Annotated in this window: 12 protein-coding genes; 9 read left to right on the top strand and 3 right to left on the bottom strand. The window is 63.9% G+C overall.

Annotated elements, in window-relative coordinates:
• Positions 1-233 precede the first annotated feature (233 nt).
• Together NKI19_RS28500 and NKI19_RS28495 are read right to left on the bottom strand one after the other, a co-directional pair.
• Entirely contained in the window at positions 234-497 is a 264-nt protein-coding gene (locus NKI19_RS28500) for a hypothetical protein (protein ID WP_023676533.1), read from the bottom strand.
• Positions 498-653: 156 nt separating this feature from the next.
• The gene (locus NKI19_RS28495; protein WP_352490733.1) at positions 654-3143 is read right to left on the bottom strand and encodes a mechanosensitive ion channel family protein; all 2490 of its coding nucleotides are present in this window, start codon (positions 3141-3143) and stop codon (positions 654-656) included.
• 249 nt (positions 3144-3392) lie between these two features.
• Between NKI19_RS28495 and NKI19_RS28490 the strand changes: the two genes are divergently transcribed.
• The 4 genes from NKI19_RS28490 to NKI19_RS28475 all read left to right on the top strand — a co-directional run bounded on the left by NKI19_RS28490 (position 3393) and on the right by NKI19_RS28475 (position 8613).
• Complete coding sequence (locus NKI19_RS28490; RefSeq protein WP_352490734.1) at positions 3393-4652, top strand: sarcosine oxidase subunit beta; 1260 nt, start codon at positions 3393-3395, stop codon at positions 4650-4652.
• A 91-nt stretch (positions 4653-4743) separates the two neighbouring features.
• Positions 4744-5040: a sarcosine oxidase subunit delta gene (locus NKI19_RS28485; RefSeq protein ID WP_023676536.1), complete on the top strand. Its 297-nt coding sequence runs from the start codon at positions 4744-4746 to the stop codon at positions 5038-5040.
• Positions 5037-8033, top strand: a complete 2997-nt coding sequence (locus tag NKI19_RS28480; RefSeq protein ID WP_352490735.1) for a sarcosine oxidase subunit alpha — start codon at positions 5037-5039, stop codon at positions 8031-8033. Before NKI19_RS28485 ends, NKI19_RS28480 begins: the two co-directional genes overlap by 4 nt.
• Positions 8026-8613, top strand: coding sequence for a sarcosine oxidase subunit gamma (locus NKI19_RS28475; RefSeq protein ID WP_352490736.1), 588 nt, complete (start codon positions 8026-8028; stop codon positions 8611-8613). The genes NKI19_RS28480 and NKI19_RS28475 overlap by 8 nt, the downstream gene beginning before the upstream one ends.
• A 21-nt stretch (positions 8614-8634) precedes the next feature.
• Here the strand turns inward: NKI19_RS28475 and NKI19_RS28470 are convergent, their stop codons facing one another.
• Positions 8635-9333, bottom strand: coding sequence for a nitroreductase (locus NKI19_RS28470; RefSeq protein WP_352452121.1), 699 nt, complete (start codon positions 9331-9333; stop codon positions 8635-8637).
• A gap of 270 nt (positions 9334-9603) precedes the next feature.
• On the opposite strand from NKI19_RS28470, the gene NKI19_RS28465 reads away from it, so the two are divergent.
• The 5 genes from NKI19_RS28465 to NKI19_RS28445 are packed head-to-tail and all read left to right on the top strand — an operon-like array spanning position 9604 to position 17197.
• Positions 9604-10197, top strand: coding sequence for a helix-turn-helix domain-containing protein (locus tag NKI19_RS28465; protein ID WP_352490737.1), 594 nt, complete (start codon positions 9604-9606; stop codon positions 10195-10197).
• A gap of 13 nt (positions 10198-10210) precedes the next feature.
• Positions 10211-12664 (top strand): GcvT family protein, encoded by a 2454-nt coding sequence (locus NKI19_RS28460; RefSeq protein WP_352490738.1) that lies wholly within the window; start codon positions 10211-10213, stop codon positions 12662-12664.
• Positions 12661-13560, top strand: coding sequence for a homocysteine S-methyltransferase family protein (locus NKI19_RS28455; RefSeq protein ID WP_352565457.1), 900 nt, complete (start codon positions 12661-12663; stop codon positions 13558-13560). The genes NKI19_RS28460 and NKI19_RS28455 overlap by 4 nt, the downstream gene beginning before the upstream one ends.
• Positions 13560-14741 carry a pyridoxal phosphate-dependent aminotransferase gene (locus NKI19_RS28450; protein ID WP_352565459.1) on the top strand — a complete coding sequence of 394 codons (1182 nt, stop codon included), beginning with the start codon at positions 13560-13562 and terminating at the stop codon, positions 14739-14741. Before NKI19_RS28455 ends, NKI19_RS28450 begins: the two co-directional genes overlap by 1 nt.
• Complete coding sequence (locus NKI19_RS28445) at positions 14738-17197, top strand: GcvT family protein (protein ID WP_352490741.1); 2460 nt, start codon at positions 14738-14740, stop codon at positions 17195-17197. The genes NKI19_RS28450 and NKI19_RS28445 overlap by 4 nt, the downstream gene beginning before the upstream one ends.
• Positions 17198-17388: the final 191 nt, after the last annotated feature.

Raw genomic sequence — 17388 nt, 5'->3', positions numbered from 1 at the left:
ATAGGGCGGCGCGGCGGCGTGCTTGCAGCCTGTTTGCGACATCGCCAAAAAAGCCCGCGCCACCAGCTCGTCGAATGCAGCTAGAGCTACGCCTTCGCCCCGCTCGGTACGAAGGCCCTGCTAGAGCCCGTTCTGCGCAGCTTCGAAGAAAAGTGCATCCCTTCATCGCCTATTACTGGAAGCAAACAAAGGCCGGGCATTTTGCCCGGCCTTCGAAGGTCACGACGTCGACCTTACTTGATACGGGCGACGCCGCCCGAGATCTCGATCGTTTCCGAACCGGTCAGCGCCTCGAGGTCGCCATTCGGCAAGGTAACGAAACAGCCGCTCGGGCAAAATTCCACGGTTTCGCCGGCGGCCAGCGCCAGCTCGGTCTTGCCGCCGCCTTCCGTCACGATTAGCGTGCGGGTCTCCGCGTCCTTGTTGACCGCGCTGGCGGCATGGGCCGAACCGCCCACGGCCAGAAAAGCGATGGCGGCGACGAGAGACTTCCACATTTTGCAGTATCGGTGTTGCCACCGCCTCTGTTGCATTTCGCAAGGCATTCTCGCCGTTTGCAGGTGAGCTTATATGAGATGCAAGCTGAACAGCAACTGAATGCCGCATTCATGCCGCAATTGGTTTCCGAAGGCTTGAAGGCAAGCTCCAAACAGCTAGTCGGGGTCCGGCTTCCGCACCTTGCGTCCCGACTTGGCGAGACGTTTCGCCTCGACCGCCGCTAGGGCTTTTGCTTGTTCCCGCTCGGCGAATTCGACTTCGATCTTGTCGTCGTCGATCGGCCACGCCACGTGCTTTTTGGTCTCGACGACAGCGCGAGGCGTCGACGGAATTTCGATATGCTGGTCGGCGAACACATCGAAGATGGTAAAGCGGATGTCGTTCTGGACGATATTGCCACTAAGAACATCCGCCAGGAATACGCGGATCTCGAATTCGAGTGCGGCCGGGCCGAAATTGGAAAACAGCACAAAGGGTTCCGGGTTCTTCAGCACCAGGGGATGGCTGCGTGCGATCTCCAACAGGACGCCATGCACGTGCTTGACGTCGCTGCCATAGGCAACGCCGACCTTGATGTCGATGCGGCCGAGCTTGTTGCGGTGCGTCCAGTTGCCGACCGCATTGTTGATCAGGTTTGAATTGGGCAGGATCACCGATTGCCGTTGGAACGTCTCGATCTCGGTGGCGCGCACGCTGATCTTTTTGACCGTGCCGCTGATGTCGCCGGCGACGATCCAGTCGCCGACCTTGAACGGCCGCTCGGCCAACAGGATCAGGCCCGACACGAAATTCGAGACGACATTCTGCAAGCCGAAACCGATGCCGAGGGACAGGGCGCCGGCGACCAGCGCGAGATTGGAGAGGTCGATACCGGCCGCCGAGATGCCGACCAGTGCCGCGACCGCGACGCCGGCATAACCGACCGCCAGCCGGATCGAATTGCGCACGCCGGTGTCGACCCGGCCGCGCGCCATCACCGAGCCGTCGAGCCAGCCCTGGAACCAGCGCGTCAGGAAATAGCCGATGATGAAGACGACGACGCCGGTGAGAATGCCGATGACCGAGATCGTCACCGAACCGATGGTGAGGCCGGTCGCCAGCTTGTAGGCCCAGGCCTGGATGTCGCCGGGCTGGAAGCCCCACATCAACAGGATCAGCGGCAGGAACACCAGCACGATCATGATGTTGATGGCGGCGCTGACGACAAGCCCGAGCTGGTCGAGGGCGGTCTCTTCGTAGCTTGAATTGGCCGCTAGCCAGCGCCCGATCGACGTTTTGGCGAAACCACCTTCCTCGCCGATCGCCCGCGCCGACAGGAAGCCGATATAGGCGGTGACCAGGATGGTGCCGGTGACCACGACCTGCAGCGAGACGAAAATTGCAAGGCCGATATAGCCGAGCAGTGCCGATGCGATGGTGAATAGGCCTAGCGCGACGGCGGTGTAGCGCAGCCACGCCGGCCACGGGCGCCAGCTTCCGTCGAGGGCCTTGAACGGCTTCAACAGGCCCATAAGGATCAGGATGATGCCGACGATGATGGTGGCGATGAAGCTTCTGGCGATGGTCAGCGACAGTGGCGAGCCCATTTTGTCGTTGACGACAGACAGGAAGTTGTTGCTGCCGATGACGACAGCCATGGCGGTCGTCAGCCGCACCAGCCAGCGCGCCGGGCCGGTTTCGACCGGGATCAGACGCCAGTTCGGCAGTCGGGGTTCGAGCGCTGCGTTGGTCAGGCGGTTGACGCAGAACACCACCGCGATAACGGCAACCAGCGAATTCAGGAAGATGCCGATGTCACCACGTAAAACGTTGTAATAATTGAAGAAGAAGATCGTCGAGACAAGGAAGGCGCCGACCGCCAGCGTCGGCAGCAATGTCGACCAGAACGCCACCGACAGGCGGCTGAGATAGGAGGGATCCTCGACGGAGGGATCGGCTTCGAAGACGCGGCCGAACAGGCGTCGGCCGCCGATAAAAAGCACTGCAGCGAATGCGAGCGCCATCAAAGTCGCGGCAAGAATGGCCTGGAACTTGAACTTGAAGGCGAAGCGCAGCCACGACGACACCGCCTTATAGAAGCCGGAAAACTCAGCGTTGGCGTCGGAAAAGACTTCAGGGCTAAGCGCATCGGACAGCACGTAGCGCTTAGTAAGTACATTGCGGAACAGCTCGCTGCGCATGTTGCCGATCTTCTCGATCAGCCCACTGATGCGGATCGACAGGTTCTGCGCGCTGGCAATAACGGCGTTGATCTCGGCTTTTTCGGAAGCCAAGGCCTGGCGTTCACGGGTTACGATGTCTGGCTCGGCCGGCTGGCCCGCGGCCGGCGGAGGTCCCAGCATCTCAATCCGATCGTTGATGTCGCCGAGACGCGAGCGGAACGCTAGCGCGCTGGTGAGCGCCGCCCGCGACAGATCCTCCAATTGCAGACGGATTTCCACGAGGGTGGCATCGTCTTGGCCGTCCTGCTGTATCTTCTTCTCGAGATCGTCGGTTTTGGTCGTCAGACTCTGGATGACCTTCTGCTGGTCTGCGACCAGCCCGGCGGCGCCCTGCCCGAGTGCCTGCGCCATGGCAACGAACGACGGCGGCGCCGAAACGACAAGCGCAAGAATCAAGACCAGGCGGAGTAAACGAAAGAACATGATTTTTCTGGCGACTCGCGGGCGGCATCGGCAGTTTTGAAGCACGTCCTTGATAAAGAGGCTCATATCACGGGGCAAGTCACCCCAGGCGGCTCGTTTTTTCGAAGTCCCGCCAATCGAAGTCGGCCAATCCAATTCGAAGTCGGCCAATCGAAGTCGGGGAGTCGAAAAGCGATGGCGCAATCTTGGCTTTGCATCGATGGCCTGCTCTATAGTCTGCCGCCAAGTCTGAAATGGATGACAATAAGAATGGCGGAATATTCGGCCTTTTCGCTTCTCAAGAACGCGCTGACCGGAAACAAGGACTGGAGGCCGGCCTGGCGCAAGCCCGACCCGAAGGCGTCCTACGACGTGATCGTCATCGGCGGCGGCGGCCATGGCCTGTCGACCGCTTACTATCTCGCCAAGGAGCACGGCATCACCAATGTCGCGGTGCTGGAGAAGGGCTGGCTCGGCTCCGGCAATGTCGGCCGCAACACCACGGCGGTCCGTTCCAACTATCTCCTGCCGGCCAACACGCGCTTTTACGAGCATTCGATGAAGCTGTGGGAGAACCTGGCCCATGACCTCAACTACAACGTCATGTTCTCGCAGCGCGGCTGCCTGAACCTCGCCCACACACCTGCCCAGCTCGACGATTATGCCCGGCGTGGCAACGCCATGCGCCATCTCGGCGTCGATGCCGAACTGATGACCACGGCCGAGATCGCGCGCCTGGTGCCGGCGCTCGACGTCTCGGCCACCGCGCGTTTCCCGATCGTCGGTGGCCTGATGCAGCGGCGCGCCGGCACCGCGCGCCACGACGCCGTCGCCTGGGGCTATGCGCGCGGCGCAGATCGCCGCGGCGTCGACATCATCGAAAATTGCGAGGTCACCGGCTTCCTGCGCGACGGCGACCACATAACCGGCGTCACGACGACGCGCGGCGAAATCCGCGCCAAGAAGGTAGCGGTCGCGGTTGCCGGCAGCACCGGGCGGGTCATGCGGCTTGCCGGCATCGAGACGATGCCAATCGAGAGCCACGTGCTGCAGGCCTTCGTCACGGAATCGCTAAAGCCGTTCATCGACACGGTCCTGACCTTCGGCATGGGCCATTTCTATATGTCGCAATCGGACAAGGGCGGCCTTGTCTATGGCGGCGATCTCGACGGCTACAACAGTTACGCCCAACGCGGCAGCCTGCCGATCGTCGATGAGGTGATGAGCGAGATGCTGGCGCTGTTCCCTGGGCTGGCCCGTGTCCGCATGCTGCGCTCATGGGGCGGCGTCTGCGACATGTCGATGGACGGCTCGCCAATCATCACCACCGGTCCGCTGCCGGGCATGTATCTCAACTGCGGCTGGTGCTACGGCGGCTTCAAGGCGACGCCGGCTTCCGGCTGGTGCTTTGCCTGGACCATTGCCAAGGACGAGCCACACGATCTCAACGCGGCCTTCACGCTCGACCGCTTCTACCGTGGCCTGGTGATCGACGACAAGGGCCAGGGCGCCACGCCCCGGCTGCATTAGGCCATGATCCCGAACCGCAGGTCCACGTCAGCGAAAAGTGGAAACCGGTTTTCGGACCAGATCATGGTCAAACGAGAAGTTTAAGAGATCCATGCTCATCACTTGCCCCTATTGCGGCCCGCGCGACGTGATCGAATTCACCTATCAGGGCGACGGCAACCGCCAGCGCCCACAGCCCGCCTCGCAGAACCTCGACGCCTGGAACGCCTATGTCTACGACCGGCTTAACCCGGCCGGCGACCACAATGAGATCTGGCAGCATTCCGGCGGCTGCCGCGCCCATCTCAGGGTCGTGCGCAACACGCTGACGCACGAGATCTCCAGCACCGCGTTCGCGCGCGGCGACCACAACTCGGTTGCGCGGCACCGGGCCGAGGACAAGCCATGAGCCCGCGCCGTACCGAGGCCGGCGGCCGCATCGACCGGCTGCGGACCATCCGTTTCACCTTCGACGGCGCGCCCTATACCGGCCACGCCGGCGACACACTGGCTTCGGCGCTGCTGGCCAACGGCGTCACCCTGTTTGGGCGTTCGTTCAAATATCACCGCCCGCGCGGCTTGCTGACCGCCGGTGTCGAGGAACCAAACGCGCTGGTCACCGTGTTGAGGGGCGAGGTTCGTGAGCCGAACATTCCCGCCACCATGGTCGAGATCTATGACGGGCTGGCAGCAATCAGCCAGAACCGCTTCCCCTCGCTTGCCTGGGACGTCAGTGCCGTAAACCAGCTCGGCGGCAAGCTTTTGTCGGCCGGCTTCTATTACAAGACTTTCATGGGACCGGTGATCGGTCCGCTGAAGGGCACGCGCTTCTGGATGTTCTGCGAGCATTTCATCCGCCGTGCCGCCGGCCTGGGCAAGGCAGGCACGGCTCCCGATACGGCGCGCTACGAACGTATGAATGCGTTTTGCGATGTGCTGGTGGTCGGCTCCGGCCCGGCCGGGCTGATGGCCGCCAAGGCGGCTGCCGATCAGGGTGCACGCATCGTCCTGGCCGAGCTCGAGCCGCATTTCGGCGGCTCGGCCAATTGGTCGGGCGAGACGATCGATGGTATGCCGGCCGCCGACTGGGCGGCGCGCGCCGCTGGCCAGCTCGAAGGCCGTGACAATGTCCGCCTGCTGCCGCGCACCACCGTCTGGGGCTATTATGACGGCAACACGCTTGCCGCGCTCGAACGTGTCACCGACCACAAGGAAACGCCCGGCAGGGGCGAGCCGCGCCATCGCTACTGGACGATCCGCGCCAAATCGGTGGTGTTGGCCAACGGGTCCCTGGAGCGTCCGCTGGTCTTTCCAGGCAATGATCGGCCAGGGGTAATGCTGGCGCATGCTGCCGAGCGTTATGCCAATGAATATGGCCTGCTGCCGGGCGACAGGATCGCGCTGTTCACCAACAATGACAGCGCCTATCGCTCCGCGCTTGCGCTGAAGAAGGCCGGTGCCGTCGTCGTCGCCATCGTCGACGTGCGCCCGGAGCTTTCGAGCGAAATGCGCAAGCTGGCCGGCGAAGCGGAGGCCGAGATCTTTTCCGGCCACGCCGTGATCGCCACCGAGGGCGGCAAGGCGCTTTCCGGCTTCAAGGTGCAGCGCTTCGACATGGTCAACAGCGCGCTTTCCGGTGATGCGCGCAGCATCCACGCGGATTGCCTGCTGATGTCGGGCGGCTGGTCGCCGACCATCCATCTGGCCAGCCAGGCCGGCGCCAGAGCGGAATGGAACGAAGCATTGCAAGCTTTCCTGCCGCCCAAGCCGACGACACGGCAATGGATCGGCGCCGGCGCCTTCACCGGCAGTTTCTCCACCGCCGAGGCGATCGCCGAAGGCCGCGCCGCCGGTCTTTCCGCTGCGGGCGCAACCGCCACGCCGGCGGCCTTGCCTGCCGTTGAGGCAGCACCTGGTGATCCCGATCCGGCGCCCGTGTTCGAGATCAAGGCCGAAGGGAAGAGCTTCGTCGACTTCCAGCATGACGTGACGGCCGACGACGTGCGGCTGGCGCATCGCGAAGGCTTCGTCTCGGTCGAGCATCTGAAGCGCTACACCACGCTCGGCATGGCGACCGACCAGGGCAAGAGCTCCAATATACCAGGCCTCGCCATCATGGCGGAGGCGCTCGGCAAGCCGATCCCAGAGGTCGGCACGACGCGCTTTCGCCCGCCCTTTTCTGCGGTGTCGATCGGCTCGCTTGCCGCCGAACGCTTCGGCGATCTGAAGCCCGAGCGGCTGACGCCGATGCATGACTGGCACGTCGCCAACGGCGCCACCATGTATTCGGCCGGCCTGTGGTACCGGCCGATGATCTACGGCCATCCCGGCGAGACGATCGAGCAGGCCTATGTGCGCGAAGCGAGAGCCACGCGCGAGAGCGCCGGCATTGTCGACGTCTCGACACTGGGCAAGATCGCGGTACAAGGCCCGGACGCGGCGGAATTCCTCGACCGCGTCTACACCAACATGTTTTCGACGCTGGCCGTCGGCAAGGCGCGTTATGGACTGATGCTGCGCGAGGACGGCCTCGCCTTCGACGACGGCACCACGTGGCGGCTTGGCGAGCAGGATTTCCTGATGACCACCACCACTGCCAATGCCGGCAAGGTAATGCAGCATCTGGAGTATTTCCTCGACGTGATCTGGCCGGAGCTGAAGGTCCACGTCACCTCGGTCACCGACCAATGGGCCGGTGCCGCCATCGGCGGGCCGAGGGCCAGGCAGATATTGGCCGCGTGCGTCAGCGGCACCGCCGTCGACAATGCCGCCCTGCCCTTCATGGGCATCGTCCACGGCGAAATCGCCGGCGTGCCGGTGATGATCTGCCGGCTGTCCTTCTCCGGCGAAATGGCCTTCGAGGTCTATTCCGGCGCCGGCTACGGCACCCATGTCTGGGAGGCGCTGATCGAAGCCGGCAAGCCATTCGGGCTGGTGACCTACGGACTGGAGGCGCTGGGCACCATGCGCATCGAGAAGGGCCACGTCACCGGCGCCGAGATCGACGGCCGCACCACGGCACGCGACCTGCATCTCGACTGGATGCTGTCGAAGAAGAAGCCGTTCATCGGTTCGGCGATGATGGACCGCGAGGGGCTGATCGCACCCGACCGCCTGGAGCTTGTCGGTATTGTTACACTCGACAACCAGCCGCTCAATGGCGGCGCGCACATCGTCGAGGAGCTTGACGAAGCCAATCCGCGCGGCTCGCTCGGCCACATCACCGCTTGCTGCTATTCGCCGGCGCTCGGCAAATATATCGCGCTTGCCCTGGTCAAGGGCGGCAAGGCGCGGCGCGGCTCGCGTGCCTATGTTTCCGACCCGTTGCGCAACCGGTTCGGGCCGGTCGAGATCGTCTCCAACCATTTCTTCGATCCGGACGGGAGCCGCATGCATGGTTGAACGCCAATCGCCGCTTGAGCCTGTGCTGCATCCGGGCTCGCATGGCAATTTCGAGCACGGCGTCGAAATCATCCTCTCCGAAATCGGGCCGGGGTCGATCCTGCAGCTCGCCGCCTGGCCCGGCGAGGAGAAGAAGTTGATGGCCGGCATCCATGCGGTCACCGGCCTGGCATTGCCCGACGGCGCCGGCGGCGGTGTCTCGGACGGCGTCAGGTCGGTGTTCGGCTTTGCGCCGGGAAAATTTACGGTTGTCGATGAAGCCGAGGGATTGGCGACGGCCTTTGCCGATGTCGTCACTGCGGCCATCGGCACGGTGACCGACCTTTCGCACGGCCGCACCGCGATCCGTATCGCCGGGCCGAAGGCCGAGTGGGTGCTGGCGAAATTCTTCGCTATCGACTTCGCGCTGCCGGCTTTCCCGATCGGCGCCGGCCGCTCGACCATGCATCACGACGTCTTCGCGCAGATCCAGCGCACCGGCGCCGATCAGTTCGACATCTATGTGTTCCGCTCGTTCGCACGCTCGTTCTGGAAGGCGCTCTGCCACGCCAGCGAGGAAGTCGGTTACGAAGTGCAGTAGCTAGACGGCGCGTCGCCAGCCTTACTCCGCGAACGTCACCCACTCTTCCAGCGGCGCGCGGTCGGTGCGGAATGCGTTTTCGGGCTTGGACGTATCCTCATGGCCGAGCGCCATGCCGCAGACGACGATCTCCTCGTCGGGAATATTGAGCACCGGCCTGATCTGCCGGTGATAAGGCGCGAAGGCAGCTTGCGGACAGGTGTGCAGGCCCCTGCCCCGCGCCGCGACCATGATATTTTGCAGGAACATGCCGTAGTCGATCCATGACCCCTTGTTCAGCCGCCGGTCGACGGTGAAAATCATGCCGACCGGCGCATCGAAGAAGACGAAGTTGCGGTCGTGCTGTGCACGCATCCTGTCGACCTCGCGCCGGCCGATGCCGAGCACGCCGTAGAGGCCGAAGCCGTTGGCCCGCCGTCGCGTCAGATAAGGTTCGAAGAACTGGTCGGGATAGTAGCGGTACTCGTCCCACTCGGCCTTTTCGGCGCGAATACCCGAGCTGAGGATAGCGTCAGTGATGCGCTGCTTGACCTCGCCCTTGGTCACATAGACTTTCCAGGGTTGCATATTGGTGCCTGAGGGCGCGCGTGCGGCAACGGCGAGAATATCGCGGATGGTCTCGTCGTCGACCATATCGGGCAAGAAGGCGCGTACCGACCGCCGCGAGGTGATCGCGTCATCGACGATCGCCGCCGCAATCCGGGAGTTGTTTTCCAGCATGGCCGTCCCTTTGCGTCTGATCCCGAACCCGGCCTTCCGGAAGGATCAAGCGCCGACTAGAAGTGATGGAGCATCCTTGTGCGTCTTTTGAACGCCCGATAAGCCTATCCGCCTCGACCGGACGCCCCCACTCGCCGCTCGTGCGCCGAGCCTTTGCCCGAACCGTCAAAATGGCGCAAGTAAATCTTGTGGGCGCGTGAAAATCCTCTTGATTTTTTCATGAGCCTGCCATCACATGAAATCCGCTGGGAATTTTTCATCGAAACAGGGATGGCTTTGCCCTCAACCGCCGCCAGATCGGAACAGGACAGCGGCGAACGGCTGCTGGCCGGCGACATTCGCGCGTTGCGCAAGGCGCGCGGCTTGACGCTTGCTGAAATCGCACTGAAGCTCGGCCGTTCCGTCGGCTGGGTCAGCCAGGTCGAGCGCGGTCTGTCGGTCCCGTCGCTCGGCGATCTCAGGGCCTTCGCCGAATTGTTCGGCGTGCCGGTCAGCCTGTTCTTCAGCCATGACGTGCCTGTCGAGACCGAGCGCGGCGTGGTCGTGCGCGCCGGCAACCGGCGCACGCTTGGCACAAGCGATTCCGGCCTCGTGGAGGAGCTTCTGTCGCCCGATCTCGGCGGTAGCTTCGAGATGCTGCGTTCGGTCTTCGCCCCGGGTGCCGAGCTGAAGGCCGAGGCGCGCCGGCCGACCGAGGAAGCCGGCTACGTCGCGTCCGGCAGCTTCGACATCGAAATTGCCGGCGTCTGGCACCGGCTTGGAGAAGGCGACTCCTTCCGCTTCGACGGCAAGCCGTTCCGCTGGCGCAACCCTGGAGCGGAACCGGCTGTGGTGATCTGGGTGGTTTCGCCGCCCGTCTATTGATCTGGAGAAGAACATGGCCGGTTTGCCGACCACGGCACGCGTGGTGATCATCGGAGGCGGTGCCGTCGGCGCCTCCTCGCTCTACCATCTCGCCAAGGCGGGCTGGACCGACTGCGTGCTTCTGGAGAAGAACGAGCTGACTTCCGGCTCGACCTGGCATGCCGCCGGCAACGTGCCGACCTTCTCCTCGTCATGGTCGCTGATGAACATGCAGCGCTATTCGACCGAGCTCTATCGCCGGCTGGCCGACGAGGTCGGCTATCCCATGAACTACCACGTCACCGGCTCGCTCAGGCTCGCCCATACGACCGAGCGTATGCAGGAATTCCAGCGCGCCAAGGGCATGGGCCGCTACCAGGGCATGGACATCGACGTGGTCGGGCTCGACGAGATCAAGCGCCGTTACCCCTTCATCGAGACGCATGAGCTGAAAGGCGCGCTCTACGATCCGAGCGACGGCGATATCGACCCGGCGCAATTGACCCAGGCGCTGGCTAAAGGTGCCCGCGACATGGGCGCGAAAATCATCCGCTTCTGTCCGGTCACCGGCGTGCGCCGCGACAACGACGAGTGGGTGGTCGGGACGACGCAAGGCGAGATCCGCTGCGAGATCGTCGTTAACGCGGCTGGCTACCGTGCCGCCGAAGTCGGCAGGATGTTCGGCCGCGAGGTGCCGATGATGGTGATGAGCCATCAATATATCCTATTCGAGGAAATCCCCGAACTGGCGGCGTGGTCGAAGGAACAAGGCAAGAAACTGCCGCTGCTGCGCGACGTCGATACGTCCTATTATCTGCGCCAGGAAAAGAACGGCATGAACCTCGGGCCCTATGAGCGCAATTGCCGCGCCCACTGGGTCGGCCACAACGACCCGATGCCCGACGATTTTTCCTTCCAGCTGTTTCCCGACGATCTCGACCGGCTGGAACATTACCTGGCCGATGCTGTCGCCCGCGTGCCGATCCTCGGCACCGCCGGGCTGTCCAAGGTCATCAACGGGCCGATCCCCTATGCGCCGGACGGCAACCCGCTGATCGGCCCGATGCCCGGCGTGCCCAACGCCTTCGAGGCCTGCGTCTTCACCTTCGGCATCGCCCAGGGCGGCGGCGCCGGCAAAGTGCTGGCCGAATGGGTGACCGAGGGCCAGACCGAATGGGACATGTGGTCGTGCGATCCGCGCCGTTTCACCGCCTTTGCCTCGGCCCCGGATTATTGCGTCGCCAAGGGCATGGAGATCTACGGCAACGAATATGCCATCCAGTTCCCGCGCCATGCCTGGCCGGCCGGGCGCGACCGCAAGCTGTCGCCGCTCCACGGCCGCATCAAGGCACTCGGCGCCCGGTTCGACGCTTATAATGGCTGGGAACGCGCCACCTGGTATGCGAAGGCAGGCGACGACATCTCCGAAGAATCCACGCTGACCTTCCGCCGCGACGGGCCGTGGCAGCATCGCGTGCGCGAGGAATGCCTCGCCGTCCGCGATGCCGCCGGCATTTTGGACCTGCCGGGGTTTTCCCGTTTCAATCTCGACGGTCCGGGTGCCGCCGAATGGCTGAGCCTCCAGGTGACAGGCCTGGTGCCGAAACCCGGCCGCATCGGCCTCGTCTATTTTGCCGACGACAAGGGCCGCATCGTCACCGAAATGTCGGTGGTCCGCCACGACGAGAACCTGATGACGCTGATCACCGCCGCTGTGGCGCAGTGGCATGATTTCGAATGGCTGAAGTCGCGCATCCCGAAGGACGCCATGTTCAAGCTGGTCGACAGGACGGAGGAGTACTCCACCCAGATCCTCGCCGGCCCCAACTCGCGAAACATCCTCGCCGAACTCTGCGCGGCCGACCTCACCCTGCCCTGGCTGACGCATCAGGAAACCAGTATCGCCGGACGTTGGGCAAAGCTGGTGCGCGTGTCCTTCGCGGGCGAGCTCGGCTGGGAAATCCACAGCAAGGTCGACGATACCGCAGCCATCTTCGACGCCGTCTGGGCGGCCGGGCAGAGGCATGACCTAAAACCGTTCGGCATGTACGCGCTGGATTCGCTCCGGCTCGAAAAAGGCTACCGTACGTGGAAGGGCGACCTGTCGAGCGACTATTCGATCCTGCAGGGCGGGCTGGAGCGTTTCGTCAGATGGGACAAGCCCGACTTCCGCGGCAAGGCGGCACTGCAGAACGAAAAGCAGCAGGGCATCAAGAAGCGCTTCGTCACGCTGGTCGTCGAAAACCCCGGCGACTGCGATGCGCCCTACATGTCGACGCTTTGGCATGACGGCCGGATCGTCGGCGAGACAACGTCCGGCGGCTGGGGTCATCGCATCGACAAGTCGATCGCGCTCGGCATGCTGCGCGCCGACCTCACCGAGCCGGGAACCGCGGTTGAGGTCGAGATCTTCGGCGAACGTTTCAAGGCGGTCGTGCAGAAGGATGAGCCGTTATGGGATCCAAAGAACGAGAGGCTCAGAGCATGAAGAAAGTGATCCTCACCGATGGCGGCATGGGCCAGGAGCTGGTCCGCCGCAGCAGTTCCGAGCCGACGCCGCTGTGGTCGGCCAGGGTGCTGATCGACGAACCGGATCTGGTGCGCGACCTGCATGCGGAATTCATCCGCGCCGGCGCCCGCGTCATCACCATCAACACCTATTCTGCCACGCCGGAGCGGCTGGCGCGCGAAGGCGCGGAAGAGCTGTTCAAGCCGCTGCAGAAGCGCGGCATCGAACTGGCAAGGCAAGCGCGCGACCAGGCCGGCGACGCGGCGATCGCCGGCTGCCTGTCGCCGCTGTTCGGCAGCTATGCGCCGGCGCTGACGATATCCTTCCAGGATACGCTCGACATCTATCGCCGTATCGTTGCCGAGCAGGCGGACGGCGTCGATCTGTTTCTGTGCGAAACCATGGCGTCGGCCGAAGAGGCGCGCGCCGCCGTCACCGCGGCGTCGGAAAGCGGCAAGCCCGTATGGGTGTCGTGGACGCTTGCCGACCACGGCACGCCGCGCCTGCGCAGCGGCGAAGCCATTGCGGCGGCGTTGGGCGCTCTTGACGGTCTGCCCGTCGCGGCCCGGCTGGTCAATTGCTGCCGGCCCGAAGCGATCGCTGCAGCGCTGCCCGAACTGATCGCTCTCGGCGGTCCGGTCGGCGCCTATGCCAACGGCTTCACCTCGGTCGAGGCGCTCAAGCATGGCGGCACAGTGGAAGTGCTGCACGCCCGCCACGACCTCGATCCGGATGCCTATGCCGGCCAGGCGGTCGGCTGGGTCGAGGCCGGCGCCGGCATCGTCGGCGGCTGCTGCGAAGTCGGACCGGCCCATATCGCCGCGCTGCGCCACCGGCTCGAACAGGCCGGTTATGAAATTTCGGGAGTAGCATAATGCCCAGGCCATCATCGCGCATTTCCGGCATCGTGCCTTCGGGCAAGGATGGCTGGGAGGTTCATTCCGCTGCCTGGGCGCGCAAGCAGGCCGGCGAGGACATCATCATGCTGTCGGTCGGCGACCACGATTTCGACACGCCGAACGAGACGATCGAAGCCTGCGTGACGGCGGTTCGCGCCAGCAATCACCACTATACCCCGCTTGCCGGCGTTCCGCGCCTGCGCAAGGCGATGGCGGCGGCTTCGACGCTGTGCACCGGCGTTGCGACAAATCCCGACCAGGTCATCGCCACGCCGGGCGGGCAGGCCGCTCTCTACGCGGCCATTCAAGCGGTTCTCGACCAGGGCGACCATGCCATCGTCGTCGCACCCTATTACGCCACCTATCCCAATACCTTCAGTGCGGCGGGCGCCGAGTTCAGCGTCGTCGAGACCCCCGCCGAGGATGGCTTTCAGCCGCGCGCCGCCGACATTCGCGCCGCACTTCGGCCGAACACCCGCGCCATCCTGATCAACACGCCCAACAACCCGACCGGTGCCGTCTATTCGCGCGAGCGCCTGGAAGAGCTAGCGCAGATCTGCCGCGAGCATGACCTCTGGCTGCTGTCGGACGAAGTCTACTGGACGCTTGGCGGCGGCGAACACGTCTCACCACGCTCGCTGCCCGGCATGGCGGAACGCACGCTGGTCATCAATTCGATGTCGAAGAGCCACGGCATGACCGGCTGGCGCATGGGTTGGCTGACCGGGCCGGAACCGATGGTCTCGCTGCTGACTGACCTCAATCTGGTGATGACCTACGGCCTGCCGGCCTTCATCAGCCTGGCTTGCGCCGAGGCGCTCGAAAATGGCTACGGCGTCAAGGAAATCGCCGAGCGCTATGCCGCAAGGCGCGCCGTCGTTCTCGATGCCATGCGCGGTATGAACAACATCACCGTGCGCGGCTCCGAAGGCGGCATGTACGTGATGCTCGACATATCGGCGATCGAGCCGGACGACGAGAAATTCGCCTGGGCTTTCCTCGACCAGGAGAAGGTCGGCGTCATGCCCGGCTCGAGCTTCGGCGAGGCTGCAGCCGGCCACATCCGCTTCAGCCTCTGCCAGCCTGAGCCGGTTCTGATGGAAGCTGCCACGCGCCTGCGCCGCTTCGCCTCCTTCTATCGCCGCGAGGCCGCATGAACGCCCTGCCCCCGAAAGCCATCCCCACCAAAGCGAGGGCGGTGATCATCGGCGGCGGCGTCTCCGGCTGCTCGGTCGCCTATCATCTGGCCAAGCTCGGCTGGACCGATATCGTGCTGCTCGAGCGCAAGCAGCTGACGTCGGGCACGACATGGCACGCCGCCGGCCTGATCGGCCAATTGCGCGGCTCGCAGAACATGACGCGGCTGGCGAAGTACTCGGCCGACCTCTACGTCAAGCTGGAGGCAGAGACCGATGTCGGCACCGGCATGCGGCAGGTCGGCTCGATCACCGTGGCGCTGACGGAGGAGCGCAAGCACGAGATCTATCGGCAGGCATCTCTCGCCCGCGCCTTCGATGTCGACGTACGCGAGATTTCGCCTAGTGAAGTCAAGGAGATGTACCCGCATCTCAATGTGTCCGATGTTGTCGGCGCCGTGCATCTGCCGCTCGACGGCCAGTGCGACCCGGCCAACATCGCCATGGCCTTGGCCAAGGGCGCGCGCCAGCGCGGTGCGACGATCGTCGAAAACGTCAAGGTCACCAAGGTGCATACCAAGGCCGGCCGCGTCACCGGCGTTTCCTGGGCGCAAGGCGACGAGCAAGGCACGATTGAAGCCGATGTCGTCGTCAACTGCGCCGGCATGTGGGCACGCGAACTTGGCGCCCAGAACGGCGTCACCATTCCGCTGCACGCCTGCGAACATTTCTATCTCGTCACCGAGCCGATCCCCGGGCTTTCCCGGTTGCCGGTGCTGCGCGTGCCGGACGAGTGCGCCTACTACAAGGAAGATGCCGGCAAGATGATGCTCGGCGCTTTCGAGCCGGTGGCGAGGCCCTGGGGCATGAACGGCATAAGCGAGGAGTTTTGCTTCGACCAGTTGCCGCAGGACATGGACCATTTCGAGCCGATCCTGGAAATGGGCGTCAACCGCATGCCGATGCTGGCCACCGCCGGCATCCACACCTTCTTCAACGGCCCCGAGAGTTTTACCCCCGATGACCGCTATTATCTCGGCGAGGCGCCGGAGCTTTCCGGCTACTGGATGGCGACCGGCTACAATTCGATCGGTATCGTGTCCTCCGGCGGCGCCGGCATGGCGCTGGCGCAATGGATCAATGATGGCGAAGCGCCTTTCGACCTCTGGGAGGTCGACATCCGCCGCGCCCAGCCGTTCCAGAAGAACCGCCGCTATCTCAAGGAGCGCGTCTCCGAAACGCTCGGCCTGCTCTATGCCGATCATTTTCCCTACCGGCAGATGGCAACCTCGCGAAACGTCCGCCGTTCGCCGCTGCACGAACATCTGAAGACGCGCGGCGCGGTGTTCGGCGAGGTCGCCGGCTGGGAGCGGGCCAACTGGTTTGCGCGGGAGGGCCAGGAGCGCGAATACCGCTATTCCTGGAAACGGCAGAACTGGTTCGACAACCAGCGCGAGGAGCATCTGGCGGTCAGGAACGGCGTCAGCCTGTTCGACATGACCTCGTTCGGCAAGATCCGCGTCGAAGGCCGCGACGCCTGCGCCTTCCTGCAAAGGCTCTGCGCCAACGACATGGACGTGGCGCCGGGCAAGATCGTCTACACCCAGATGCTTAACCAGCGCGGCGGCATCGAGAGCGATCTCACCGTCTCGCGGCTGTCCGAAACCGCCTTCTTCCTCGTCGTGCCCGGTGCCACGCTGCAGCGCGACCTGGCCTGGCTGCGAAAACATCTTGCCGACGAGTTCGTCATCATCACCGATGTGACCGCTGCCGAAGCCGTGCTTTGCCTGATGGGCCCGGATTCGAGGAAGCTGATCCAAAAGGTCAGCCCGAATGATTTCTCCAATGACAACAATCCGTTCGGAACGTTTCAGGAGATCGAGATCGGCATGGGCCTGGCCCGCGCCCACCGCGTCACTTATGTCGGCGAGCTCGGCTGGGAGCTTTATGTCTCGACCGACCAGGCTGCCCATGTTTTCGAGGCAATCGCGGAGGCAGGCACCGATGTCGGGCTAAAACTATGCGGCGTGCACACGCTGGATTCCTGCCGCATCGAGAAGGCGTTCCGGCATTTCGGCCACGACATCACCGACGAGGACAATGTGCTGGAGGCCGGCCTCGGCTTTGCGGTGAAGACTGCCAAGGGCGATTTTCTTGGCCGCGATGCCGTGCTGAGGAAAAAGGAAAGCGGATTGAACCGGCGGCTGGTGCAGTTCCGTCTGAAAGACACGCAACCCCTGCTCTTCCATAACGAGGCGATCCTGCGCAACGGCAAGATCGTCGGCCCGATCACCTCGGGCAATTACGGTCATCATCTCGGCGGAGCGATCGGGCTTGGTTACGTGCCTTGCAAGGGCGAGAGCGAGGCGGATGTGCTGTCGTCGTCCTACGAGATCGAGATCGCCGGCGAGCGCTTTGTCGCCGAGGCCTCGCTCAAGCCGATGTACGATCCGAAGGCGGAGCGGGTGCGAATGTAGCGCGCTTCCCTTCTCCCTTGTGAGAGAAGGTGGCCGAGCGAAGCTCGGTCGGATGAGGGGTGTTGGAAGGATCGCTATCTCGAAGATTAAACTAGCGCTTCCGTCTCGCTAATTTAGCGCCTCCATCCCTGATCTTTCCACGCCGCGTTTCTTCCAGCACCCCTCATCCGGCTCGGCGCTACGCGCGGATC

This window comes from Mesorhizobium sp. M0751 (genome assembly GCF_040320265.1).
In the GTDB taxonomy this organism is placed as follows: domain Bacteria; phylum Pseudomonadota; class Alphaproteobacteria; order Rhizobiales; family Rhizobiaceae; genus Mesorhizobium.
The sequence above is the reverse complement of the archived record's forward strand: the minus strand, read 5'-3'. Positions and strand labels throughout refer to the sequence as shown.